The following is a 23,130-nucleotide window of genomic DNA, read 5'->3' as shown; positions in this document are numbered from 1 at the left end:
GCCGGTTATCCGTCGGGATTATGACTGTAAATCCCGAATGACAGCGACTATCATTTTGTGGGTGACAACAACTCGGGTTCCCGTACTCATCGTCGGCGCCGGCGCCGCCGGCCTCGCCACGTCGGCGCTGCTGGCCAAGCACGGGGTTCGCTCGCTGCTGGTGGAGAAGCGGCGCGAGATCTTCATCTACCCGAAGGCCCGCAATCTGAGCTTCCGCAGCCTGGAAATCCTGCGGGGCCTGGGACTCCGCGACGAAGTACATGCGGTCGCCGACCATGTCTCGGCCATGACGGTCAAGCCCACGCTCAACAGCGCCGAGGAGCGACTGGCCATCGACGTCAACGCGATCTTCGCCGGACTTGACGCGCTCAGCCCGGAGCCCGCCGCGCAGTATTGCCCGCAGAGCAGGCTGGAGCCGATCCTGCTCGACGAAACCCGCCGCCGGGGCAGCGAGGTGTGTTACGGGACGGAAGTGGTGTCGCTCGAGCAGGACGGGGCGGGCGTGACCGCGGTGGTGCGCGACCGGGACACCGGGGAGCCGGAAACCGTCCGCGCCGATTACCTCGTCGGTGCCGACGGTGTACACAGCCCGGTCCGAAAGTGGTTGGGCATCACCACGTCTGGCTATGGCGCGCTACCGATCTTCGTCGTGTTCATCTACTTTCGGGCGCCCTGGACGAGATTCGTCTCGCACCTGGCCGACGGCGATGCCGTGCAAGTCAAGAACGCGGACGTGGATGGCATCTTTCTGGTGGTCGAGGGCGAGCTGGGAATGTTCATCACCATGTACTTCCCCGGCAAAGGGGAGACGGCGGAGCAGTTCACGCCGCAACGCTGCCGCGAGGTACTCACCAGCGCGATCGGCGAGCCCATCGACATCGACGTCATCGAGGTCGCGGCCTGGCAACCCTACGAGCAGGTGGCCGACCAATTCCGATGCGGCCGAACCTTTCTCGTCGGCGATTCGGCGCACACCATGCCACCGTTCAAGGCCGGGGGAGCCAACACCGCCATCCAGAGTGCGCACAACCTGGCCTGGAAGCTGGCGGCCGTTTTGGACGGGACCGCCGAACCGGCATTGCTGGACACCTACCACGCCGAGCGGCACCCGGTGGGCCGGTTCGCGGCCCGGCAGTCGCTGACCGGGCCGACGCTTGCCGTGCTGCCCTTGAGCGACGACCGCCCGCAACTGCCGGCCGACGAAGAGTGCTCGATGTTCGAACTGCTCATCGGTTACCGCTACCGCTCGGCGGCGGTGGTGACCCTCGACGGGCCGGCGACGTATTCGGACGCGGTCCAGCTCGTGGGGGAGTTGCGCGCGCAGCCCGGCACCCGGGTCCCACACGTGTGGGTGCGCGAGGGTGTGTCGACGCTCGACCTGCTGGGCCCCGGGTTCACCGTGCTGACCGGCGACGAACGCTGGTGTGCCGCTGCGGCTTCGGTGTCGATGGCCGCGCATTGCATCCATAGCGACGAGTGGGCCGCGGTCACCGGATTCGCGCCTGAGGGGGCGCTACTGATCCGCCCGGATGACTTCGTCGGCTGGCGCGCCGATTCGCTGCCGGCGGACCCCGAAGGCCAACTGCGCCAAGCGCTTACCACGATCCTGGGCCACTAACTTCCGCGAGCAGACACAAAATCGCACCGCCACAGCGGTCTGAGTGCGACTTTGTGTCTGCTCGCCGACGTCAGCCGGCCAGTCGCGGGCGGTTCAAGTGGGCTGCGATGCGGTCGGCGAGGCGGTCGGGTTCGCGTCGTACGTCATCGACGACGATAGGGATGATCGTCCACCCCAGCCCCTGAATCTTTGCCCACCGCGCTTTGTCGCGGAGCATTTGCTCGCGACCCGCATGCCAGTCAATACTTTCGTATTCTGCTGCCAAACGCATCTCCGGCCATGCGAAGTCGACGCGCCACAACTCGCCATCGTGTCCGACAATCGGATACTGCAGCTCGGGGAGCGGCAGACCTCGGTCGATCATGACGAGCCGAGTCTCGCTTTCCATGGCCGATTCGGCACGGCCATCTGCGATGGGCAGCAGCGCACGTACAGCGACAATGCCTCGACGCCCGCGCTGCTCCGCGATGGCGCTGCCAATTTCATTGCGGTTGCACCACATCGAGCGTAATGCCGCGTCAAGCGTCGCCAGAGCCCTCGGCCGGCGCAGTTGCCTTGCGACCTCCACGGCAGTCCACCCCGGCGCCGTCGCGAGACGGCCCGCAATCCGCTGGAGCCGGGCTCCGGTACGTTGGTGAACCATCAAACCGACCGTGGGACGCACGCGGACCCCGGGATCGAGCACATGGATTGCGGTCGTGTTCTCTGTGTCGAAGCCATACAAAGCCGCGGCCGTACCCATGCAGGCCACCGCATGCTGATCCATGAAGACGTCCAGCGCAGCCAAGCGCCCCAGGAGATTTGGCGGTTTGGCCCCGTAAACGCCATGCCACACACGGACAAGCCCACCGCTTCGGACTTGAACGTCGAGCTGCTGACGAGTCATGACTGTCAGTAGTTGCGCGGTTGTGGCGAATCCGCCGGCTTCTCGCAAGAGCTTTGCCGCATGGGGGTGCACCGCGAAAGCATGCGGATCTCGAGTCGAGTTGACCAGTCACCCTGGGGATTAACTGCTGAGCAGACACAAAATCGCACTGCGCGGGCACCGCGCGTGCGATTTTGTGTCTGCTCGCCCTAGAAGGTGACTTACAGCGGGATGTTCTTGTGCCGACCGCGGCGCGCCGGCGCCTGGGCCAGCGCCTCGGTGAGCTTGCTGCGGGTGTGCGACGGGTCGATCTTCTCGTCGACCACACCGATCTCGATGGCGCTGTCCACCCCACCGGCGATCTTCTCGTGCTCGGCGGCCAGCTCGTCGTGCAGCGCTTCGCGCTCGTGATCGGGCGCGGCGGCCAGCTTCTTCTTGTGCAAGATGCCGACGGCGGCCTTGGCACCCATCACGGCCACTTCGGCGTCCGGCCAGGCATACACCTTGGTCGCGTTGAGCGACCGGGAGTTCATCGCAATGTAGGCCCCGCCGTAGGTCTTTCGGGTGACCAGCGTGACGCGCGGAACGGTGCACTCACCGAACGCGTGCAGCAGCTTGGCGCCGCGGCGCACCACGCCGCCCCACTCCTGGTCGACACCGGGCAGGTAGCCGGGCACGTCGACGACCACCACCAGCGGGATGCCGAACGCGTCGCAGAGGCGCACGAATCGTGCTGCCTTCTCTGCGCTTTCGGAGTTCAGGCAGCCACCCAGTCGCAACGGGTTGTTGGCCAGGACGCCCACCGTACGGCCGGACAGCCGGCCCAGCCCGATCACCATCGACGGCGCCCAGTTGGCCTGGAACTCGTCGAACGGCGTCTCGTCGTCCAGGATCGCGGTCACGATCGGACGCACGTCGTAGGCCCGCCGAGCCGATTCGGGCAGCAGCGCGTGGATGTCGGTCTCACCGGCCTCGGCCTTGCTGCGGTCGAAATGCCCCTGCTGGCAGAACAATCCGACCAGGCGCCGGCCACGCTCGTAGGCGTCGAGCTCGTCGTCGGCGACGATGTGGCACACGCCGGACTTCTTGTGGTGCGTCTCCGGGCCGCCGAGGGACGCCATGTCCACATCCTCGCCGGTGACGCTGCGCACCACGTCGGGACCGGTGACGAACACCCGGCTTTCCGGCGCCATCACGATGACGTCGGTCAGCGCGGGGCCGTAGGCGGCACCCCCGGCGGCGAAGCCGACGACCACCGAGATCTGCGGGACGTATCCGGACGCGCGAATCATCGCCTCGAACACCGTCCCGACCGCGTGCAGCGCCTTCACACCCTCGGCCAGCCGGGCCCCACCGGAGTGCCAGATGCCTACGATCGGGCTCTGCTCCTCGATGGCGGTGTCGTAGGCGTTGACGATGTGCGCGCACCCCTCGATGCCCATGGCGCCGCCCATCACGGTTCCGTCCGTGCAGAAGGCGATGGTGCGCACACCGTTCACCGTGCCCGACGCCGAAAGCACACCCGAGCGGTCACGCTCGTGCAGCAGCTCGACGCTGCCCTCGTCGAAGAAGTTGCTCAGACGCAGCAACGGGTCCCTGGGGTCGAGCGACTCGCCGACCGACGCGGGGGCCATGATTGTCATCGCAGGTCTCCTTGTTCCGGGTGTGCTCTCTGGTGAGGAAGCGGTGATCAGTACCGTCCGAATGCGATAGCGACGTTGTGCCCGCCGAACCCGAACGAGTTATTGATCGCGTACTGGTAGTTGCCCGGACGCGGCTTGCCCGCCACCACGTCCAGATCGATTTCGGGGTCCTGGTTTTCGAGGTTCAGCGTCGGCGGAACCACCTGGTCCCGCAGGGCGAGCACCGTCAGGATCGACTCGACCGCACCCACCGCGCCGACGGAGTGACCCAGGGCCGCCTTGGGCGCGTACACCGCGGGCTGGTGGCTACCCAACGCGTTATTGATCGCCTTGCTCTCGGCGACGTCACCCACCGACGTGCCGGTGGCGTGCGCGTTCACGTGGTCGATGTCGCGGGGTGTCAGGCCGGCGAGCTGGATCGCCCGGCTCATCGCATGGCCGGCGCGGAGCCCGTTGGGATCCGGCGCCACCATGTGGTAGCCGTCCGAGGTGATGCTGGCACCCATGATCCGGGCCAGGATGTTGGCCCCGCGAGCCTTGGCGTGCTCCTCGGTCTCGATCACCATGAGCGCCCCCGCCTCGCCGAACACGAAGCCGTTCCGGTCCTTGTCGAACGGGCGGCACGCGCCGGCGGGGTTGTCGTTGGTCGTCGACATCACGATGCGCATCTGGGCGAACGCCGCGATCGGCACGGCCTCGATCTTGGTCTCGACACCACCACAGATCGCGATGTCGGCCTCGCCGAAGACGATGTTGCGCCAGGCCTGGGCGACACCCTCGGAACCGGACGCGCACGCCGATACGGGCGTGATCACACCGGCCTTCGCGTGCCGCTCCAGACCTACCGCCGCGGCGGCGCCGTTGGGCATGTACTTCTGCACCCCGAGCGGAGAGACCGCCTTCATGCCACGGGCGCGCATGTCGTCGTAGCTGAAGACCATCTCCTCCGACGAGCCCAGGCCGGTTCCGATGGACACCAGCAAGCGGTCGGAGTCGACCTCGGGTGAGCCGGCGTTCTCCCAGACCCGTCTGCTCAAGATGGTGGACATCCGCTGCAGATAACCTGTCCGGCGCAGCTCGACGCGGGTCATCTGGCTGTCGAATTCCTCCAACAGGTGCCCGCCGATCTTCACCGGCAGATCGAACTCCTCGACGAACGGGTCGTCGAGTCTGCGGATACCACTTTGGCTGTCCAGCAACAGCTTCCAGGTCGTCTCGGCATCAGTAGCCAATGCAGTCGTCATGGCGACGCCGGTAACGACTACGTTCGGGAGTGTTTTCCCGGTAACCAGCTCTGTCATGGGTCTTGCGAACGTTCCTTTCGTACTTGTCCGGCTCCTCGGGTCGATTACGGCCCGCATCGTCGCCGGACGTCGTGCTCAGTACCGCCCGAAGGCGAGCGCCACGTTGTGGCCACCGAATCCGAACGAGTTGTTGATCGCGTAACGGAAATCGCCGTAGCGAGGTTCGCCCGCGACCACATCAAGGTCGATCTCGGGATCTGGGGTTTCGTAGTTGAGTGTTGGCGGTATCACGCCGTCCCGAAGGCTCAATACCGTGAGTACAGATTCCAGCGCGCCGACCGCGCCGATTGAGTGGCCCAGCGCCGACTTCGGCGCGTACACCGCTGCTTGTTCGCAGCCGGCGACCCGGATGGCGTTGGCCTCGGCAGTGTCGCCGATCGGCGTCGCCGTCCCGTGAGCGTTGACGTGGTCGATGTCCTTGGGGGACAAGCCCGCCAACTCGAGCGAGCGCTGCATTGCCCGGCCGGCGCGCACGCCGTCCGCCGCGGGCGCGACCATGTGGAACGCGTCCGAGGTGATGCCCGCACCCATCAACCGGGCCAGCGGCTTGGCGCCCCGGGCCTTGGCGTGCTCCTCGGTTTCGATGACCATCAGGGCCCCGGCCTCGCCGAACACGAAGCCGTCGCGGTCCTTGTCGAACGGCCGCGAGGCACGTTCGGGCTCATCGTTGCGAGTGGACATGGCCCGCATCATGGAGAACGCCGCGATGGGCAGCGCCTCGATGGGACCCTCGACACCGCCGCAGACGGCGAAGTCGGCGTCGCCCATTGCGATCTGGCGCCACGCGTGCGCGATCGCCTCCGAACCCGACGAGCATGCCGACACCGGGGTGATCACTCCGGCGCGAGCGCCCAGCTGCAGGCCGACCACGGCCGCGGCACCGTTGGGCATGATCATCTGAACGGCGAGCGGCGACACCTTGCGGGGCCCGCCCTCGTTCATCAGGTCGTAGCTCTCGACGATCCGCTCGGCGCCACCGAGCCCGGTGCCGACCACGACCGAGAACCGGTCGGGGTCGACCTCCGGGCTGCCGGCGGACTCCCACAGCTGAGTGCTGAGCAGCTTGGCCAACCGTTGCACGTACGACATACGCCGCAGGTCGAGCCTGCTCATGTGCTCGTCGATGGGCTCCTTGAGGTGCCCACCGATCTTGACGGGCAGGTCCCACTTGCTGACGAACTCGTCCTCGAGTACGTGGATGCCGCTTTCGCCGGCCAACAAACCCTTCCACGTGCTCTCGATGTCCGGCGCGATCGACGTCGTCGCCGTGACGGCTGTTACCACAACGCTGGGGTAACCGCCATTAGCAGTGGAAGGCTTGCTCACTTGTCCGCTTCCATCCTCGCCTTGACGTTGGCGACGGCGTCGGGGTTCTCCGTCTCCAGCTTGGCGCGCAGGGCCTCGGCAGCCTCGGGGTTCTCTTCCTCGAGCTTCTGGATGTAGGAGACGACGTCACCGACGGTGCGCAGACCGGCGAGGTCCTCGTCCGGGATCTTCACGCCGTACTTGTCCTCGGTCTGCACCGCGATCTCAACCATCGACAGCGAGTCGATGTCCAGGTCGTCGACGAACGACTTCTCCGGGGTGACCTCGGACGGCTCGATACCGGTGACCTCTTCGATGATCTCCGCGATACCGGCAATGATTTCTTCCTGGCTGACGGCCACAGCGTCTTCCCTTCGTAATGTGTTGTGTTGATCGAACAGATTGTTCTTATAGAGCGGTATGTGGTTGTACTGGATGCGGCTTTTAGAGTTCGGCCAGTGCGTCCAGGTCTGCGGGTGCCTTGACGGCGCGGGTCGTAACCCCCCGAAGTTCGCGTTTGGCGATGCCGGTGAGAGTGCCCGCAGGGGGGAACTCCACCGCCGCCGTGATTTCCCGGTCACGCATGGTCGCCGTGCACAGGTCCCAGCGCACCGGCTGGGTGAGCTGGGCGACCAGGGCGTCCATCGCCGCCGCCGCCGAGGCGACGGGCTGGCCGTCGCGGTTGGACAGCAGCGTGGCGGTGGGCTCGGCGGTCGCGACGGCGGCCGCCGCGGCGGCGTAGCGGTCGAGGGCCGGAGCCATGTACTTGGTGTGGAACGCTCCGGCCACCCCGAGGGCGCGGACCCGGGCCTTGGCCGGCGGGTCCTCGGCCAACTTCTCCAGCGCCGTCAGCGGGCCGGCGGCGACGATCTGGCCGGCGGCGTTGCGGTTGGCGGGGAACAGGTCGAGCTGCTCGAGACGGGCCAGCACCTCGGCCTCGTCACCGCCGAGCACCGCGGACATGCCGGTCGGCTCGATGGCGCAGGCCTTGGCCATTTCCGCGCCGCGGGTGGCGGCCAGTGCGACGGCGTCATCGGCCGCCATCACGCCGGCGATCGCGTAGGCCGCGATCTCCCCGACGGAGTGGCCCGCCACGATAAGTTCCGCTTGGCTGAGCAGGCCGCGCTTGGCGAGCTCCTGGTGGGCCAGCAGGGTGGCGGCGACGACCAGGGGCTGGGTCACCGCCGTGTCGGTGATCTCTTCGGTGGACGCGGTGGTGCCCAGCCGGACGAGGTCGAGGCCGCTGGCCTTCGACCACAGGTCGAGCTGGTCCGCGGCACCCGGCAGGTCGAGCCACGGCGAGAGCATCCCCTCGGTCTGCGAACCCTGTCCGGGCGCAAGCAATGCAATCACGTGTTTAAGAGAACACTGTGGAAACGGTTTTGGTGGGTGTAACAGATTATGAACCTCGTCTTAGGTTTTTGTGTAGTCTCCACAAAATAGCTCCGTAAGCTACGTGTTCGATACCGTGCCGCGACCTGTGGCCTGGGTCACTACGGCTCGGACTGACCCCCGATAGCCGCCCTGACCGGCAGCGGAACCGGAATCATCGCGTTGGTGCCGACGCTAGCGGGAGCTGTGGGGTAGTTGAGCTGGCCGACGGTGGCCGCGACTCGCAGCACATATGCGTCGCGGGGCTGGGTGGGATCGCGTCCGGTGAAGTCGGTGACCCGCTTGAGTCGATAGCGCACCGTGTTTGGATGAACGAACAACTTTCTGGCACAAGCTTCAATCGCGCCGCCACAATCTAAGTAAGCGTCAAGAGTCTCGATGAGCGTAGGGCCCGCCGCGGCCAACGGCCCCATGACGTCGGTGTGCAACGCGACGATCGCCGAGGCGTCCCCCATCAGCGCGCGCTCGGGCAGGAGTTCGCGCGCCAGCACGGGCCGTGGCGCGCCCCGCCAGCCGCCGACGGCGTTCATCCCGGAAATCGCCTCGCTGGCGCTGTGATAGGCAGCGGTCAGCATGGGTGCCGTGGGCCCGATGACCACCGGGTCGTCGGAGAACGCGTCCAGCAGGTCGCCGAGGAATTTGTCGGTGGGCGACAGTTGGCCCGACACGACGGCGACCAGCCAGGTGCCGTGCACGTCGGTGAGGGCGGCGCGGCCGTGGCGGGCGGCGATGTCGCGGACGTGCTGACTGGCCCGCTGGTCGTCGCCCGGTCCGGTCGACCCGCCGGGGCCCGGCGCGGGGACGCCGACGACGACCGTCGCGGGGGCGGTGGTGTCCCAGTTCAGCGCCGCGGCCCGCGACAGGAGCTCGGGACCGGTGTCGCCGCGGACCACCGCGTCGACGACGCTGGCCTCCATCCGGCTGTCCCAGGTGCCGCGCGCCTCGGCCGCGTTCGCATAGGCCGACGCGGAGGTGAACGCCAGGTCGCGGCTGTACTTCAGGACGCCCACGGTCAGGGCGGTCAACTGCTCCTCGGAGCGGGCCACCAGCGGCAGCACCTCTTCGAAGAACTCCATGGTTACGCGCACCATGTCCACGCTGTGCCGCAACGCGATCCGTCGGGCCAGGTCCTGGGGCACCAGCTCAAAGGCCTGCGCGGTGTAGCTGACGTTGCTGTGCGGGTCCTGCATCCACTCGACGAAGTTGTTGATGGCCGTCTGCACCACCAGCGCCACGCTGGCGCGCTGGGAGGCCTCCAGGTCGGCGAAGAACGGCAACCGGTCCTGCATGGCCGAGACCGCCTCGGTGGCCAGCCGGCCGGAGTGTTGCTTCAACCGGCGCAGGACGGAATCCGGCACGGTGTCCAGCAGCTCGAGCGGCGACCGGGGCTGTTTGGCGAACGGGCCGGCGAACGGGTTGTCATTCACCCCTAAAAGCTACGCCACGTTTTGGACGTATCCGCCAAAGAGGGAGCCGATTTTGCGCTCTGGGTGGGCGCCGGGCCTGCCGAGCGTGAAGGTAGCTTCACGTTCGGCGTGAACCGAGCTTCACGCTCGTCGAGGCGGGGGCCGCTAGGCCTTAGGCCACCCCGGGGTCGGACGTCTGCTCGGGCGCGGCCTGGACGTCGTCGATCCGATACTGGCGGGCGGCCGCGACCGGCACCGACGGGTCGATCTCGCCGTCGCGCGCCAACGCCTCGAGCACGGCGACCACCTGCGACTCGGCGTCGGTGTTGAAGTAGCGCCGCGCGGCGGGCCGGGTGTCCGAGAAGCCGAAGCCGTCGGTGCCCAGGGTGACGAAGGTGCCGGGCACCCACGGCCGGATCTGCTCGGGGACGGCGCGCATCCAGTCGGACACTGCGATCACCGGGCCGCCGGCGCCCGACAGGGCCTGGGTCACGTAGGCGGTCCCGGCCGGCCGGTCGGGGTGGCGCAGCTTGGCCCTTTCGACGGCCAGGCCGTCGCGGTTCAGTTCGCCCCAGCTGGTCACCGACCAGACGTCGGCGGCGACATCCCACTCGGCGGCCAGCATCTCGGCCGCCTGCAGCGCCGACGGCATCGCCACCCCGGAGGCCAGGATCTGGGCGATGTTCGCGCGCTGTTCGGTGGCGGCGCGGTAGCGGTAGATGCCCCGCAGCACGCCCTCGGGATCGAAGTTCTCCGGCTCCGGCGGCTGCACGTACGGCTCGTTGTAGACGGTGATGTAGAAGTACACGTTCTCGGGGTTCTCCCCGAACATCCGCGCCAGCCCGCTCTCCACTATGTAGGCGATCTCGTAGGCGAACGCCGGGTCGTAGGCCACCACCGCGGGGTTGGTGCTGGCCAGCAGCAGCGAGTGGCCGTCGGCGTGCTGCAGACCCTCGCCGGTCAGCGTGGTGCGCCCGGCGGTGGCGCCGAGCAGGAAGCCGCGGGCCATCTGGTCGGCCGCGGCCCACAGCCCGTCACCGGTGCGCTGGAAGCCGAACATCGAATAGAAGATGTAGATCGGGATCATCGGCTCGTTGTGCGTCGCGTACGACGTGCCGGCCGCGATGAACGAGCCCACCGAGCCCGCCTCGCTGATGCCCTCGTGCAGGATCTGCCCGATTTCGCTTTCCTTGTAGGCCAGCATCAGCTCGGCGTCGACGGCGGTGTACAGCTGGCCCAGGCGGTTGTAGATCTTCAGCGACGGGAACCACGAGTCCATGCCGAACGTGCGCGCCTCGTCGGGGATGATCGGCACGATTCGCGGGCCAACCTCCTTGTCCCGCAACACTTCCTTGAAGGTCCGCACCGTCGCCATGGTGGTGGCGACCTCCTGGGTGCCCGATCCCTTCTTCAGTGCGGAGTAGATGTCGCGGCCGGGCAGCTTGAGCGCCTTGGCCTTGGTGCGGCGCTCGGGCAGAAAGCCGCCCAGGGTGCGGCGCCGGTCCAGCATGTACCGGATCTCCGGGGCGTCCGGACCGGGGTGGTAGTAGGGCGGCAGGTAGGGGTTCTCGTCGAGCTGCGTGTCGCTGATCGGAATCCGCATGGAGTCCCGGAACCACTTAAGGTCTTCCAGCGCAAGCTTTTTCATCTGGTGGGTGGCGTTACGGCCCTGGAAGTGCGCGCCCAGCGAATAGCCCTTGATGGTCTTGGCCAGGATGACCGTCGGTTGGCCCTTGTGGTCGACGGCGGCGCGGTAGGCCGCATACACCTTGCGGTAGTCGTGGCCGCCACGCTTGAGATTCCAGATCTCCGAATCGGTCATGTTCTCCACGAGCGCCTTGGTGCGCGGGTCGCGGCCGAAGAAGTGGTCGCGCACGTAGGCGCCGTCGTTGGCCTTGTACGTCTGATAGTCGCCGTCCGGGGTGGTGTTCATCAGGTTCACCAGCGCGCCGTCGCGGTCGGCGTGCAGCAGGGCGTCCCACTCGCGGCCCCAGACCACCTTGATGACGTTCCAGCCCGCCCCACGGAAGAACGACTCCAGCTCCTGGATGATCTTGCCGTTGCCGCGCACCGGGCCGTCGAGCCGCTGCAGGTTGCAGTTGATCACGAAGGTCAGGTTGTCGAGGCCCTCGAGCGCCCCGACGTGCGCCATCCCGCGGCTCTCCGGCTCGTCCATCTCGCCGTCGCCCAAGAAGCACCACACGTGCTGGTCGGAGGTGTCCTTGATGCCCCGGTCGTGCAGGTAGTGGTTGAACCGGGCCTGGTAGATGGCGTTGAGCGGGCCCAGGCCCATGGACACGGTGGGGAACTCCCAGAAGTCGGGCATCAGTCGCGGGTGCGGGTAGGACGGCAGTCCGCCGCCGGCATGACTGTGTTCCTGGCGGAAGCCGTCGAGCCGGTCCTCGCTGAGCCGGCCTTCGAGGAAGGCGCGCGCATAAATCCCCGGGGACGCGTGGCCCTGGATGAAAATCTGGTCGCCGCCGCCGGGATGCGACTTGCCCCGGAAGAAGTGGTTGAAGCCGACCTCGTACAGCGCGGCCGACGACGCGTAGGTCGAAATGTGGCCGCCCACGCCGACTCCCGGGCGCTGGGCGCGGTGCACCATGATGGCGGCGTTCCACCGGATCCACGCCCGGTACCGGCGTTCGACGTCCTCGTCGCCGGGGAACCACGGCTCCAGCTCGGTCGGGATGGTGTTGACGTAATCGGTTGACGTCAGCGACGGGATGGCGACGCGCTGCTCGCCGGCCCGCTCCAGCAGCCGCAGCATCAGGTACCGCGCCCGCGCCGGGCCGGAGCGCTCCAGGAGTTCGTCGAACGACTCCAGCCACTCCGAGGTCTCTTCGGGGTCGATGTCGGGCAGGTATGACGCGACGCCTTCGCGGATCACCCGAACGCGGTCGGGTTCGCCTGCGCTGCTAGGGGTTTTGGCCAGATCGTGGCGCGCGAACTCGGTTGTCAACGCACTGCTCCTGTGGTTGGCGGGGCTTGTGCCCTCGGGGTGCTGTGCACCGTCTCCCTCTATCGTGCCGCACCGGCGATTCGCGGGGCCAGCCGACATCGGGTAGGTGGCGCGGGTTCACCCGGCGGACACGAACTCGCGCGTAGCGGGACGATCGGCAAAGCCAACCGGTAACGTCAGGAGCTGTGCTCATCGGATGGCGTGCCGTCCTTGCCGGGAGCTTTCCCAGGCGAGGCGCTCTGGCGCTCGGGTGTATTGCGGCGACGCTGATGGGGATCGTGGGGTGTACCACCGTCACCAACGGCACGGCCGCGCCCGACACCCGGGTGGCGCCGGCCTATCGGCAGTCGGTGTCCGCGTCGGTGTCCGCGTCGTCGGCGACGTCGCGGGTCCGCGAGTCGCAGCGGCAGCAGTCGCTGACCACCCGGGCGGTTCGCACCTCGTGCGACACGCTGGCCACCTCGAGCAAGGACGCGATCGACAAGGTGAACGTCTTCGTCGGCGCATTCAACACCGGCCGCGGTACCGGTCCCACCGAGGGGCCCGCCATCGACGCGCTGAACAACAGCGCCGACACGGTGAGCAACAGCTTCAGCGATGCGCTGTCCCAGGAGCTGAAGGACGCGTTCAACTCGTATATCGACGCGGCCCGCGGGGTGGCCAACGCGATCGGCACCCACGCGCCGACGGGGGAGTTCAACCAGCGGGTGGACCGGCTCAACGACGCCAAGACGAAGGCACTGAAACTTTGCCTGGCCTCCTTCTGAGGCGCCTGGCGAGGCGCGAGTGTCGACGCGGTTGCGGCTGTGCGACGATAATGCCCATCGCACGGCGCTGGACGTTTTAAGGAGGCTCCACGGTGGTCGCGGCGGATAACGCCTCGAGCTACGCTCGCAAACTGGGCATCCAACGAGACCAAGTTGTCCAGGAATGGGGTTGGGACGAGGACGCCGACGACGAAATCCGCGCTGACGTCGAGGAAGCGTGCGGCGCCGAGTTGCTCGACGAGGACACCGACGAGGTGGTCGACGTCGTGCTGCTGTGGTGGCGCGACGGGGACGGCGACCTGGTGGACACCCTGATGGACGCAATCGGTCCGCTGGCCGAGGACGGCGTGATCTGGGTGCTGACGCCCAAGACCGGCAAGCCCGGCCACGTGCTGCCCGCGGAGATCGCCGAGGCCGCCCCCACCGCCGGCCTGATGCCGACCTCCTCGGTCAACCTGGGCGACTGGAGCGCCAGCCGACTGGTGCAGCCGAAGTCCCGGGCCGGGAAGCGTTGATGCTGCCCGTTGGCGCCACCGCCCCGGACTTCACACTGCGCGACCAGAACCAGCAGCGTGTCAGCCTGAGCGCCTACCGCGGCGCCAAGAACGTCCTGTTGGTGTTCTTCCCGCTCGCCTTCACCGGCATCTGTCAGGGCGAGCTCGATCAGCTGCGCGATCACCTGCCCGACTTCGAGAACGACGAGAGCGCGGCACTGGCCATCTCGGTGGGGCCGCCGCCCACGCACCGGATCTGGTCGCTGGAGAGCGGGTTCACGTTCCCGGTGCTGTCCGATTTCTGGCCGCACGGCGAGGTCAGCCAGGCCTACGGCGTATTCAACGTCGAGGCCGGCTACCCCAACCGCGGCACCTTCGTCATCGACCGCTCCGGCGTGATCCGGTTCGCGGAGATGAAACAACCCGGCGAATCCCGCAACCAGCGGCTGTGGACCGATGCGCTGGCAGCTTTGCGGGACTGAGAGTTTTGGGTACTCGGGCGTGGTGCGTGTAGCCTGCCCGGGGCACGGGCGCGTAGCTCAGTGGTAGAGCTCTGGTTTTACACACCAGCGGTCGGCGGTTCGATACCGTCCGCGCCCACACATTTTTCGGCTCCGCGAGCGTAACGCCATGGCGACTTTCGGCTTGGATTCTCGCAGCCGCGTTACGCTCGCGGGCTGCACCCGCGCGGTCAGTCTGGGATCCTTGGCCTCATCCTCGCAGGTCAGCTGTGGCGCGCCGCCTCCTGGGCGAGTTGCACCCGCGAGGTCAGCCCGAGCTTGGCGTAGATGTGGGTGAGGTGCGCCTGCACGGTGCGGGGCGAGACGAACAGCCGGGTTGCGACGTCCTTGTTGCCCAGGCCTTCACTGACCAGCCTGACGACGTCGAGCTCGGCGCGGGTCAGCGACGACCAGCCGCTGCCGGCGCGCTTGCGCTCGCCGCGGCCGCGCTGTGCGTAGGCGACGGCCTCCTCGATCGACAACGCCGCTCCCTCGGCCCACGCGGCGTCAAAGTCGGTGTCGCCCAGCGCATCTCGAACGACGGCGATCGTGGCTTCGTCATCGGCTGCCAGTGCCTTGAATTGCACCACTCCCATGGTCTGGCGGGCCGATTCGGCCGCACCGAACAGCCGCGCCGCAACCTGGTGGTTGCCGCCCTCGCCCGCGACGGCGGCGAGGCAGTCCAGGGCAAACGGAACGATGAGATCGGTCCTGAGGCGGGTCGCCAAGTCAAGCGTGTCGTAGGCATCGCGTTCGGCGGCGTCGAGTTCGCCCTGCGCGATCTCCACGCGTGCGCGCGACGACAACGAGACCGACAGGCCGCGGCCCCTCGTCACCGCTACTACGTCGTCGGCCCAGCGACGGGCCGCGGCGAGATCGCCGCATGCCAACGGCGCCAGCGGTGCCCAGCAGTAGGTCGAGGAGATCTGGAGATCCAGGCCGCTGCATTGGCGCGCGGCTTCGTACGCCTGCCACGCCGCGGCCGCATCTCCTGCCGCCAGGTGGGCAATGGCGAACGCGGTGTGGACAGGGCCTTCATAGAATTCGAAGAGCGCGGATGCGCTGCGGCGCGCCGCCTCTGCCGCGGCTCGCGCACCGGCCACATCCCCCGTGTGAGCGAGCGCGTAGGCGCGAAGCACGCTTGCGTACATCGCGTACATCGCGTCGTGGGCCGCGGCCGAATCCTCGGCGACCGCGGCCAACCGAACGGTCCCCCCGCGCGGGTCGACACCGAACAGCTCCAGCCAGCCCAGCGCCAACTGGCACTGGCGCGAGACGAAGCCGTCGCCGACGCGGTCCGCGATCCGCAGTCCTTCCTCCGCGGCCGCCTGGACAGCGGCGAGCGGTTCGTTGCCGATCAGGCCCGAAATCGTTTCGTGGGCCCGGATCTGCGCCAACGTCCGCAAATCGCCGAGATCGGAAGCGATGCCCGCCGCCTCGGCGTAGTACTGCCGCGCGGTGTCGGTGTCGTTGGCGGCGATCAACCCGCAGGCAGTCAGAGTCTGCATCACCAGCGACGGGTCGCCAAACTCGCGCACCATTGCCAAGATGCGCACGGCCTCATCGAGGACGTCGGCCGTGGCCAGCTGGGAGAGCAGCTGGGCCTTGTTCGCGGACGCCCGGACGAACGCCGCCGACACCTCGCCGTTGTCTGGGCTCCCGTCGGCCAACGCGGTGCCGAGCCAGTTCAGTCCTTCCTGGATGCGTCCCCGGGTCAGCCACAGCGGCTGCAGCGACGATGCCAAAGTCAGCGCCGATTCGACATCCGAGTTTTCCCTGCTCCACGCGAAAGCGGTTCGCAGATTGTCGATCTCGCTTTCGGCCCAGTCGATTCGCCGTTCGTGCTCGGCGTCGGTTGGCGCGTCGAGCAGGGCTGCCAGCGCGGTGTAGTGGTCGCGGTGCCGGGTGCGTACCTCGTGGCCCTCGCGGGACTCGTGAAGTCTTTCCTGTGCGTACTGGCGGACCGTTTCCAGCAGCCGGTAGCGGGTGCCATGGGGGCTGTCGTCGGCGACCACGAGCGACTTGTCCACCAGCAGCGTGAGCTGGTCGAGGACCTGGTAGCGCTCCATCTCACCGGCTTCGCCGGCCAAAGCCTGCGCGGCGTGGAGATCGAACCCGCCGAAGAACGCCGCCAACCTGCGGAACAACACCTGCTCGGGCTCGGACAGCAGTGCGTGGGACCAATCCACCGAAGCGCGCAGTGTCTGTTGGCGACGCACCGCGGTGCGCGCCCCGCCGGTCAGCAGCCGGAACTGGTCGTGCAGGCTGTCGAGGATCTCGGTAGGGGATAACGCGCGGACCCGCGCCGCGGCCAGCTCGATCGCCAGCGGCAGGCCGTCGAGCCTGCGACAGATCTCGGTCACGGCGTCAGCGTTGTCGGCGGTGACGCGGAATTCCGGCTTGGTGCGGCGGGCGCGGTCGGCAAACAGCTCGACCGCCTCGTCGGCCAGCGACAAGGAAGGCACCCGCCAGCTCACCTCACCGGGCACGCCGATCGGCTCGCGGCTGGTCGCCAGCAATGTCAGTCCCGGGCACCCGGACAGCAGTGCGGTGATCAGCCCGGCGCTGGCGTCGAGCAGGTGCTCGCAGTTGTCGAGCAGCATCAGCATCCGGCGATCGCGAATGAACCGGCGCACCACGTCGACGGCCGCCTGCCCGGGTTGGTCGGGCAGGCCCAGCGCGCGTGCCACCGTGACGGGTACGACGTCGGGATCGGTGATCGGTGCCAGGTCGATGTACCAAACGCCGTCGGCGAATTCGCCGGCTTCAGTACAGAGGCCGGCCGCTACCTGCACCGCCAGGCGTGTCTTACCGGCGCCGCCCGCGCCGGTCAGCGTGACGAGCCGGTTGTCGGGGAGCGCCTCGCGGATGCCTTTCATCTCCGACCGGCGACCGATGAAACTCGTCAGCTGCACCGGAAGACGCTCGGCGGCAATGGCATTGGCGGTGCGCAGCGCCGGAAAGTCATTGTGCAGATCGGGGTGGCAGAGTTGCACGACGCGTTCGGGGCGCGGCAGATCGCGCAGCGGGTGAGAACCCAGGTCGATCAGCGTGACGCCATCCGGGAGTTGGTCGAGGACAAGCGGTTCCGTCGCGCCCGAGAGCACCGTCTGCCCGCCGTGGGCGAGATCGCGCAGCCGTGCGGTGCGGTTGATCGTCGGGCCGATGTAGTTGCCTTCATCGCGCAGTTGGATGTCGCCGGTGTGCACGCCGATGCGCAGCTTGATCGGCGCCAGCGGCGCCCGCTGCAGCTCCAGCGCGCAGGCCACGGCGTCGGCGGCGCGGGCGAACGCGAGCACGAAGCTGTCGCCCTCGCCCTGCTCGACGGGGCGCACACCATGGTGGGCCGCGATGGCGTCGCACAGCGTGCGGTCGAGGCGCGCGATCGCATCCCTCATCTGGTCGGGCTGGGTCTCCCACAACCGGGTCGAACCCTCGACGTCGGCCAGCAGCAACGTCACGGTTCCGGTCGGAAGCTCGCTCATGGTTACGTCGCTCCAGCTTGTTTCGCTCATGCTAGCCAGCATGCGGCCACCTGCGGCGCCGAACATCAGCGAAATCGCCAATGTTGCTCGGCCCGCATGCGTATGCCTCCGTCCGGCCTCGGCCGTGTTGAATCATGGTCATGACCCAGCAAGCACCCCTGAACATGCCTCTCGAGGAGGCGATGCGGACCCAGCGCGCCATCCGCCGCCTCAAGCCTGACCCCGTCGACGACGCGCTCGTCCTGCACCTTCTCGAGCTGGCGACGAAGGCGCCGACCGGTTCCAACGCGCAGAACTGGGAGTTCATCGTCGTCAAAGACCGTGACGTCGTGGCGAAGGTGGGGCGGTTGTGCCGCACGGCCATGAAATTCGTCGTACCCGTCTACGACCGTGCCCTCAAGCGCCGCCCGGACGACAAGTGGCAGCGGACGTTGAAAGCGGTGCGATGGCAGGCGGAGCACTTCGACGACATTCCTGTGGTGGTGGTGGCGTGCCTGAGGGGTGTCGTCGCGCCCTGGCCACCCATTGCTGCGAGCAGCGCCTACGGTTCTATCTATCCCGCGGTACAGAACCTGTTGCTGGCGGCGCGGGCGGCCGGATTGGGCGCCGCGCTGATCACGATGCCGCTGTGGAGCACGCTGTTGGTCAAGCGCGCCCTGGGCCTGCCGCGAAATGTCATGCCGTGCGCGGTAATTCCCCTTGGCTGGCCGATGGGCAAATACGGTCCCACCACGCGCCGGCCGATCGGTGAACTCGTTTCGCTGGACCGGTACGGCAACCGGGCGTTTCAGGAGTCGCGGTCATGAACGAGGTGGAACCGTTTCGCATCGACGTCCCCGACGACGTCCTGGAGGACCTGCAGTCGCGGCTGGCGCGCACCCGCTGGCCGGAAGCCGAATGCGTGGACGACTGGAGCCAGGGTATGCCGCTGGCCTACACCCGCGACCTGGCCGGCTATTGGGCCGGCGAATACGACTGGCGGTCACGCGAGGCCGCGCTCAACCGCTTCGACCAGTTCATCACCGAGATCGACGGGCTGGACATTCATTTCGTCCACCACCGGTCGCCGCACGACGACGCCTTCCCGCTGCTGATCACCCACGGTGGCCGGGCTCGGTCGTGGAGTTCCACAAGGTGATCGAGCCGCTGGCCAATCCGGCGTCCGGGCGGGCCGAGGACGCCTTCCACGTGATCTGCCCGTCGCTGCCGGGGTATGGGTTCTCCGGCAAACCGACGCGCACGGGCTGGGGCGTGGAGAAGATCGCCGAGGCCTGGGAGACGCTGATACTGCGCCTGGGCTACGACCGCTACGGCGCCCAGGGCGGCGACTGGGGCGCCGCCGTGACCACGCAGATGGGCCGAAACGGCGGCCACTGCGCGGGCATCCACCTCAACATGCCGATCGGTCGGCCCACGCCGGAGTCCCTGCGGAACCCGACCGAAGAGGAGCAGCGGGCGCTGGCTGCGTTGGCCGAGCACCGCAAGTGGGGCACCGGCTATTCCAAGCAGCAGTCCACCCGCCCGCAGACGCTGGGCTACGGGCTGGCCGATTCGCCGGTGGGGCAATTGGCGTGGATCGTTGAGAAATTCTGGGCTTGGGCCGATTGCGACGGCCATCCGGAGAACGTGTTCACCCGAGACGAGCTCCTGGACAACGTGATGGTCTATTGGGTGACCGACACCGCCGCGTCGTCGGCCCGCCTGTACTGGGAGAGCTTCAGGGTGTGGGGGCAGCTGGATCGCGTCGAATTGCCCACGGGCGTCGCGGCTTTCCCGGGCGAGCTGCTGAAGGCGCCCAGAAGCTGGTGCGAGCCGGTGTACAACATCACGCACTGGACAACGATGGAGCGCGGCGGGCACTTCGCCGCGTTCGAGCAACCCGAGCTGTTCGTCGACGACGTTCGCGCCTTCTTCGCGACCGTGCGGGACTAGACGATCCGCAAGCCCCGTCGCGCGCGAAATCGCATGTCCCACAGATAGATCTGGTATCCGAGGAGCCAGATCCCATGCGGTAGGAACAGGTCTGCCAGCCGCAGCGCGGACAGCAGCCACTCGAACCGGCGCTGTTGCCCCCGCGACCAGTCCAGCCGCATCAGCGCGCGGAACTCCGGAGCCAGAAACCCCGTCGTCGCAAACATGTTGAACGGGCCGGCCAAAACTCGCAACGGCCAGGGCAGAAACGCCAGCGCCGCCACGCCGCGCAGGTGCTCCCTTACCGGCGGGTCGATGCGCAGCTCGTCGAGCGAGCGCTTCCAGTACTCGTCGAACGCTGCCCGGTCCGGCGGCCACATGCCCTCGGGCACCTGCAGCGTGGCGCCCAGCCGCTTGGCATCGAGGTAGACCGCGTCGGCGGTGTCGTCGTCGAGGGGGCCATGGAGGAACTCGTGCTGGTCGACGTAATAGCGGTACAGGCACGCGGCCACCCACAGCTGCAGCTTGGGGTCGAAAGCGTTGTAGGACACCGGGCTTGACGAGGTGGATCGGACCTGCCGGTGCGCGATGTCCACGGCGCCGCGGATCAACGCGCGGTCGGACTCGGTCCCGATGGTGGCGACCGCGAGGTAGGTGCCGGTGGTGCGCGCCCGCTTGAACGGATGCTTGTAGACGTTGCCGCTGTCCACCGGGCTCTCCAGCACCCCATACCCGACGCCGGGTAGGGACAATTGCATGATCACGTTCGCGGCCGGGAGCAACAGTGCCGCCGGGTTCAGCAGGTCGGCGACCCGGGTCGCGGGCCGCTTCATCGCCGACGACGCCATGTCTTCGAGTCAACCACGCGCCCCCTCGTACCGAGGCCCGGACGTTATAACCGGCCGAAAGCGGGCACGCCTAGGCAGATGAGCACCCAATTCGGCGTCTCGGCTCCCGGGTCGCCGCGCCACCGGGCGGTCCTGTCGACGGGCGCCGTCGAATCGTCCCTACTGATCTGGTGGGTGATCGGCCTGCTGATCGCCGTGGTGATTGTCGCGGCCATCGCCGCCGTGGCGTAGGCCGCGCGGACCGTCGCCTCGTCGGCCGCTTGGTCGGCGCGGCTCGTGTGAGACGCTGCCTGGGTGTTGGCGACGCGGACCCGGCTTGCCGGCGTGCTGGCCGGCTACCTGGCCGACGTCGCGCTGGGCGACCCGGCGCGCGGGCATCCGGTCGCGGCCTTCGGCCGGGCCGCCGCCGGCTTGGAGCGGGTGACCTACCGCGACGCCAGAGTCGCGGGGGTGGTGCACGCCGGTGTGCTGGTCGGGACCGTCAGCCTGCTCGGCGCCGCGCTGCAACGGGCCGCCGACCGCGGCGGCCCGTCCTGGTCGATCGCCACCGTGGCCGCGGCCACCTGGGTATCGGTGGGCGGCACGTCGTTGGCGCGCACCGGCTTGGCGATGTCGGAGCTGCTGGAGCGCGGGGACATCGAGGCCGCGCGCCGGTTGCTGCCGTCGCTGTGCGGGCGCGACCCGGCCTGGCTGGACGGCGCCGGCCTGACGCGGGCGTCGCTGGAATCGGTCGCGGAGAACACGTCCGACGCCCAGGTGGCGCCGCTGCTGTGCGCGGCGATGGGCGGGGTGCCCGCAGTGCTGGCGTACCGCGCCATCAACACGCTGGACTCGATGATCGGCTACCGGTCGGACCGCTATGCCCGATTTGGTTGGGCCACAGCGAGATTGGACGACGCGGCCAACTATGTCGGCGCGCGGGTGGCGGCGGCGCTGGTGGTCATGTTCGCGCCTTTCGTCAGCGGGTCGGCCTCGGGTGCGGTGCGGGCCTGGCGCCGTGATGCCGCCCGCCACCCCAGCCCCAACGCCGGTGTGATCGAGGCGGCCTTCGCCGGGGCGCTCGGGGTGCGGCTCGGCGGGCCCACCCAGTACCGGCACGAGTTGCAGATCCGGCCGACCCTGGGCGACGGCCACGAGCCGACGGTGGCCGACCTGCGCCGGGCCGTGGCGCTGTCGCGGACGGTGCAAGCGGGCGCCGCGCTGCTGGCGGCGCTGCTGTGTTACCTGCGGCGGCCGTAGCGGTCGGCGAGCTTGGCCTCTACGGTCTTCGGGGCCTCCGGAGCGGGCGCCGCCTCGGCCGCGGGTTGCTGTTGCTTTTCCCGGCGGCGGGCACGCAGCTCGGAATAGGCGAAGTAGCCCAACCCGAGCGGCGCGACGATGCCGAAGGAAATCCACTGGATGCCGTACGACAGGAAAGGCCCGGCGTCCAGGTGCGGCACGCCGATCACGCCGAGCCCGCCGGGCTGGTCCTCGGTCAACTGAAGGTACGAGCCCGCCAGCGGGACCTTGGTCAGCGCCGCGACCTGTTCGGTGCTGATCGAGTACACCTGCTGCACACCGTCTTGGATGAAGGGATCCTTGCCCGGGGGAACCGCCTCGGAGTCGCGCAGCCGCGCGGTGATGGTGACTGTGTCCTCCGGCGGGCGCGGGATCGGCGGGACGTGGGATCCCTGCTCGGGCCGCACGTAGCCCCGGTCGACGAGCACGGTGGGTCCGGCGTCGACGACGAACGGTGTCAGCACCTCGAACGCCGGCTTGCCCTCGATCACCCGCAGCCGGGCGAGCACCTGGACGTCGGGCAGGTAGTGCCCGGTGGCCGTCACGCGGCGCCACTGCGCGTTCGGCGCCGACGAATCCTGCTGCGGCAGCAGCGTTTTGAGGGGGACCGGCTCGGTGTTGAGGGAATATTCGATCTGGCCGTTCTCCCGCGACGTCCGGTTGTGTTTGCCCAGCTGCCAGGGCGCCAGCACCGTGAAGCACAGATAAGTGAAGGCGATGACCACCAGCGCCAGCGCGATCCAGCCGGGCCGCAACAGGAACGCCAGCCGGCGCATCCCCCCGGGCATCAGGGCGATCCGTTCCGGCCGAGTCGGTCGTCCACCCAGGCGTGCAGGCCGGGCAACGAAGCCTCGATGACGGCGAAGACGTCCTCGAAGTCCTGCGCGTCGCCATAATAGGGATCCTCTACGTCGGGGGCGTGGGCGCCCGAACGCGGGTCGAAGGACCGCAACATCCGCACCCGCTCGTCGTCGACACCCAGCTCGCGCAGCATCCGGAGATGGTTGCGGCCCAGCGCCACCACCAGATCGGCCGCCAGATGGTCGGCGTCGACCTGAGCGGCGCGGTGCTCGGTGTCTGAGCCGCTGCACGTCACCTTCGTCTGCACGGGGAACATCTGCCGTTCGGTGATGGCCGAGAAGATGTTCGCCGACCAGCTGCGCCGCCGCGGCCTGGCCGACGCCGTTCGGGTGAGCAGCGCGGGCACCGGCAACTGGCATGTCGGCCAGTGCGCCGACGACCGGGCAACCGATGTGCTGCGCGCCCACGGCTACTCCACCGAGCACCGCGCCGCTCAGGTCGACGCCGACCATCTGGCGGCCGATCTGGTGGTGGCGGTGGCCGCCACCATC

General features: G+C 68.3%; 18 protein-coding genes, 1 tRNA gene and 3 pseudogenes. 10 read left to right on the top strand and 12 right to left on the bottom strand.

The window, feature by feature from the left end; translation table 11 throughout:
- Positions 1-37: 37 nt before the first annotated feature.
- On the top strand, positions 38-1,618 hold the full coding sequence (locus A5678_RS16435) for an FAD-dependent monooxygenase (RefSeq protein WP_068044162.1): 1,581 nt from the start codon (positions 38-40) through the stop codon (positions 1,616-1,618).
- 70 nt (positions 1,619-1,688) lie between these two features.
- Here the strand turns inward: A5678_RS16435 and A5678_RS16430 are convergent, their stop codons facing one another.
- From A5678_RS16430 to aceE, 8 genes are all read right to left on the bottom strand, one after another.
- Positions 1,689-2,576, bottom strand: coding sequence for a hypothetical protein (locus A5678_RS16430; RefSeq protein WP_068044160.1), 888 nt, complete (start codon positions 2,574-2,576; stop codon positions 1,689-1,691).
- 128 nt (positions 2,577-2,704) lie between these two features.
- The gene (locus tag A5678_RS16425; RefSeq protein ID WP_068044158.1) at positions 2,705-4,126 is read right to left on the bottom strand and encodes an acyl-CoA carboxylase subunit beta; all 1,422 of its coding nucleotides are present in this window, start codon (positions 4,124-4,126) and stop codon (positions 2,705-2,707) included.
- 47 nt (positions 4,127-4,173) lie between these two features.
- The gene (kasB, locus tag A5678_RS16420; protein ID WP_068044156.1) at positions 4,174-5,427 is read right to left on the bottom strand and encodes a 3-oxoacyl-ACP synthase KasB; all 1,254 of its coding nucleotides are present in this window, start codon (positions 5,425-5,427) and stop codon (positions 4,174-4,176) included.
- Positions 5,428-5,505: 78 nt separating this feature from the next.
- Positions 5,506-6,756: a 3-oxoacyl-ACP synthase KasA gene (kasA, locus tag A5678_RS16415; RefSeq protein ID WP_068044155.1), complete on the bottom strand. Its 1,251-nt coding sequence runs from the start codon at positions 6,754-6,756 to the stop codon at positions 5,506-5,508.
- Positions 6,753-7,097 carry a meromycolate extension acyl carrier protein AcpM gene (gene acpM / locus A5678_RS16410; protein ID WP_007170888.1) on the bottom strand — a complete coding sequence of 115 codons (345 nt, stop codon included), beginning with the start codon at positions 7,095-7,097 and terminating at the stop codon, positions 6,753-6,755. The genes kasA and acpM overlap by 4 nt, the downstream gene beginning before the upstream one ends.
- Before the next feature lie 82 nt (positions 7,098-7,179).
- Positions 7,180-8,088 (bottom strand): ACP S-malonyltransferase, encoded by a 909-nt coding sequence (locus A5678_RS16405; protein WP_068044153.1) that lies wholly within the window; start codon positions 8,086-8,088, stop codon positions 7,180-7,182.
- Positions 8,089-8,228: 140 nt separating this feature from the next.
- Positions 8,229-9,554, bottom strand: a complete 1,326-nt coding sequence (locus A5678_RS16400) for a CdaR family transcriptional regulator (RefSeq protein ID WP_068044150.1) — start codon at positions 9,552-9,554, stop codon at positions 8,229-8,231.
- A 151-nt stretch (positions 9,555-9,705) separates the two neighbouring features.
- Positions 9,706-12,495 (bottom strand): pyruvate dehydrogenase (acetyl-transferring), homodimeric type, encoded by a 2,790-nt coding sequence (aceE, locus tag A5678_RS16395; protein ID WP_068044147.1) that lies wholly within the window; start codon positions 12,493-12,495, stop codon positions 9,706-9,708.
- 185 nt (positions 12,496-12,680) lie between these two features.
- Between aceE and A5678_RS16390 the strand changes: the two genes are divergently transcribed.
- The 4 genes from A5678_RS16390 (at position 12,681) to A5678_RS16375 (ending at position 14,356) form a co-directional block, all read left to right on the top strand.
- Positions 12,681-13,262 (top strand): hypothetical protein, encoded by a 582-nt coding sequence (locus A5678_RS16390; protein ID WP_068044146.1) that lies wholly within the window; start codon positions 12,681-12,683, stop codon positions 13,260-13,262.
- 92 nt (positions 13,263-13,354) lie between these two features.
- The gene (locus tag A5678_RS16385) at positions 13,355-13,777 is read left to right on the top strand and encodes a DUF3052 domain-containing protein (RefSeq protein WP_066951594.1); all 423 of its coding nucleotides are present in this window, start codon (positions 13,355-13,357) and stop codon (positions 13,775-13,777) included.
- Positions 13,777-14,238: a peroxiredoxin gene (locus A5678_RS16380; protein WP_068044144.1), complete on the top strand. Its 462-nt coding sequence runs from the start codon at positions 13,777-13,779 to the stop codon at positions 14,236-14,238. The genes A5678_RS16385 and A5678_RS16380 overlap by 1 nt, the downstream gene beginning before the upstream one ends.
- 46 nt (positions 14,239-14,284) lie before the next feature.
- Positions 14,285-14,356, top strand: a tRNA-Val gene (locus tag A5678_RS16375).
- A gap of 124 nt (positions 14,357-14,480) precedes the next feature.
- Here the strand turns inward: A5678_RS16375 and A5678_RS16370 are convergent.
- Positions 14,481-17,771 carry a LuxR C-terminal-related transcriptional regulator gene (locus A5678_RS16370; protein ID WP_231983687.1) on the bottom strand — a complete coding sequence of 1,097 codons (3,291 nt, stop codon included), beginning with the start codon at positions 17,769-17,771 and terminating at the stop codon, positions 14,481-14,483.
- Between the two features lie 110 nt (positions 17,772-17,881).
- On the opposite strand from A5678_RS16370, the gene A5678_RS16365 reads away from it, so the two are divergent.
- Positions 17,882-18,547 (top strand): nitroreductase family protein, encoded by a 666-nt coding sequence (locus A5678_RS16365; RefSeq protein WP_231983686.1) that lies wholly within the window; start codon positions 17,882-17,884, stop codon positions 18,545-18,547.
- Positions 18,544-19,673: pseudogene (locus tag A5678_RS16360) on the top strand (epoxide hydrolase family protein). The gene A5678_RS16365 and the pseudogene A5678_RS16360 overlap by 4 nt, the downstream one beginning before the upstream one ends.
- On the opposite strand, the gene A5678_RS16355 reads toward A5678_RS16360, so the two are convergent.
- Positions 19,670-20,485 carry an oxygenase MpaB family protein gene (locus A5678_RS16355; RefSeq protein WP_068044363.1) on the bottom strand — a complete coding sequence of 272 codons (816 nt, stop codon included), beginning with the start codon at positions 20,483-20,485 and terminating at the stop codon, positions 19,670-19,672. The pseudogene A5678_RS16360 and the gene A5678_RS16355 overlap by 4 nt on opposite strands.
- Before the next feature lie 93 nt (positions 20,486-20,578).
- Between A5678_RS16355 and A5678_RS27200 the strand changes: the two genes are divergently transcribed.
- Together A5678_RS27200 and A5678_RS16350 are read left to right on the top strand one after the other, a co-directional pair.
- Entirely contained in the window at positions 20,579-20,731 is a 153-nt protein-coding gene (locus tag A5678_RS27200; RefSeq protein WP_156746940.1) for a hypothetical protein, read from the top strand.
- A gap of 63 nt (positions 20,732-20,794) precedes the next feature.
- Positions 20,795-21,739 (top strand): cobalamin biosynthesis protein, encoded by a 945-nt coding sequence (locus A5678_RS16350; RefSeq protein ID WP_068044142.1) that lies wholly within the window; start codon positions 20,795-20,797, stop codon positions 21,737-21,739.
- Here the strand turns inward: A5678_RS16350 and A5678_RS16345 are convergent.
- Together A5678_RS16345 and A5678_RS16340 are read right to left on the bottom strand one after the other, a co-directional pair.
- The gene (locus A5678_RS16345) at positions 21,721-22,554 is read right to left on the bottom strand and encodes an SURF1 family protein (RefSeq protein ID WP_068044140.1); all 834 of its coding nucleotides are present in this window, start codon (positions 22,552-22,554) and stop codon (positions 21,721-21,723) included. The genes A5678_RS16350 and A5678_RS16345 overlap by 19 nt on opposite strands.
- 11 nt (positions 22,555-22,565) lie before the next feature.
- Positions 22,566-22,853 (bottom strand): annotated as a pseudogene (locus tag A5678_RS16340) (protein tyrosine phosphatase); the annotation flags it as partial.
- Between A5678_RS16340 and A5678_RS16335 the strand changes: the two are divergent.
- A pseudogene (locus A5678_RS16335) lies at positions 22,852-23,130 on the top strand (protein tyrosine phosphatase); the annotation flags it as partial. The pseudogenes A5678_RS16340 and A5678_RS16335 sit on opposite strands and share 2 nt — an antisense overlap.

The sequence above is a fragment of the Mycobacterium sp. E2733 genome (assembly GCF_001667585.1).
Lineage (GTDB): Bacteria > Actinomycetota > Actinomycetes > Mycobacteriales > Mycobacteriaceae > Mycobacterium.
The sequence above is the reverse complement of the archived record's forward strand: the minus strand, read 5'-3'. Positions and strand labels throughout refer to the sequence as shown.

Excerpts from the sequence above, each read along its gene's own strand:
- A5678_RS16355 (WP_068044363.1), bottom strand. The coding sequence starts at position 20,485 with ATGAAGCGGCCCGCGACCCGGGTCGCCGACCTGCTGAACCCGGCGGCA.
- A5678_RS16435 (WP_068044162.1), top strand. The coding sequence starts at position 38 with ATGACAGCGACTATCATTTTGTGGGTGACAACAACTCGGGTTCCCGTA.
- A5678_RS16365 (WP_231983686.1), top strand. The coding sequence starts at position 17,882 with ATGACCCAGCAAGCACCCCTGAACATGCCTCTCGAGGAGGCGATGCGG.
- A5678_RS27200 (WP_156746940.1), top strand. The coding sequence starts at position 20,579 with ATGAGCACCCAATTCGGCGTCTCGGCTCCCGGGTCGCCGCGCCACCGG.
- A5678_RS16380 (WP_068044144.1), top strand. The coding sequence starts at position 13,777 with ATGCTGCCCGTTGGCGCCACCGCCCCGGACTTCACACTGCGCGACCAG.
- A5678_RS16425 (WP_068044158.1), bottom strand. The coding sequence starts at position 4,126 with ATGACAATCATGGCCCCCGCGTCGGTCGGCGAGTCGCTCGACCCCAGG.
- A5678_RS16345 (WP_068044140.1), bottom strand. The coding sequence starts at position 22,554 with ATGCGCCGGCTGGCGTTCCTGTTGCGGCCCGGCTGGATCGCGCTGGCG.
- A5678_RS16370 (WP_231983687.1), bottom strand. The coding sequence starts at position 17,771 with ATGAGCGAAACAAGCTGGAGCGACGTAACCATGAGCGAGCTTCCGACC.
- kasB (WP_068044156.1), bottom strand. The coding sequence starts at position 5,427 with ATGACAGAGCTGGTTACCGGGAAAACACTCCCGAACGTAGTCGTTACC.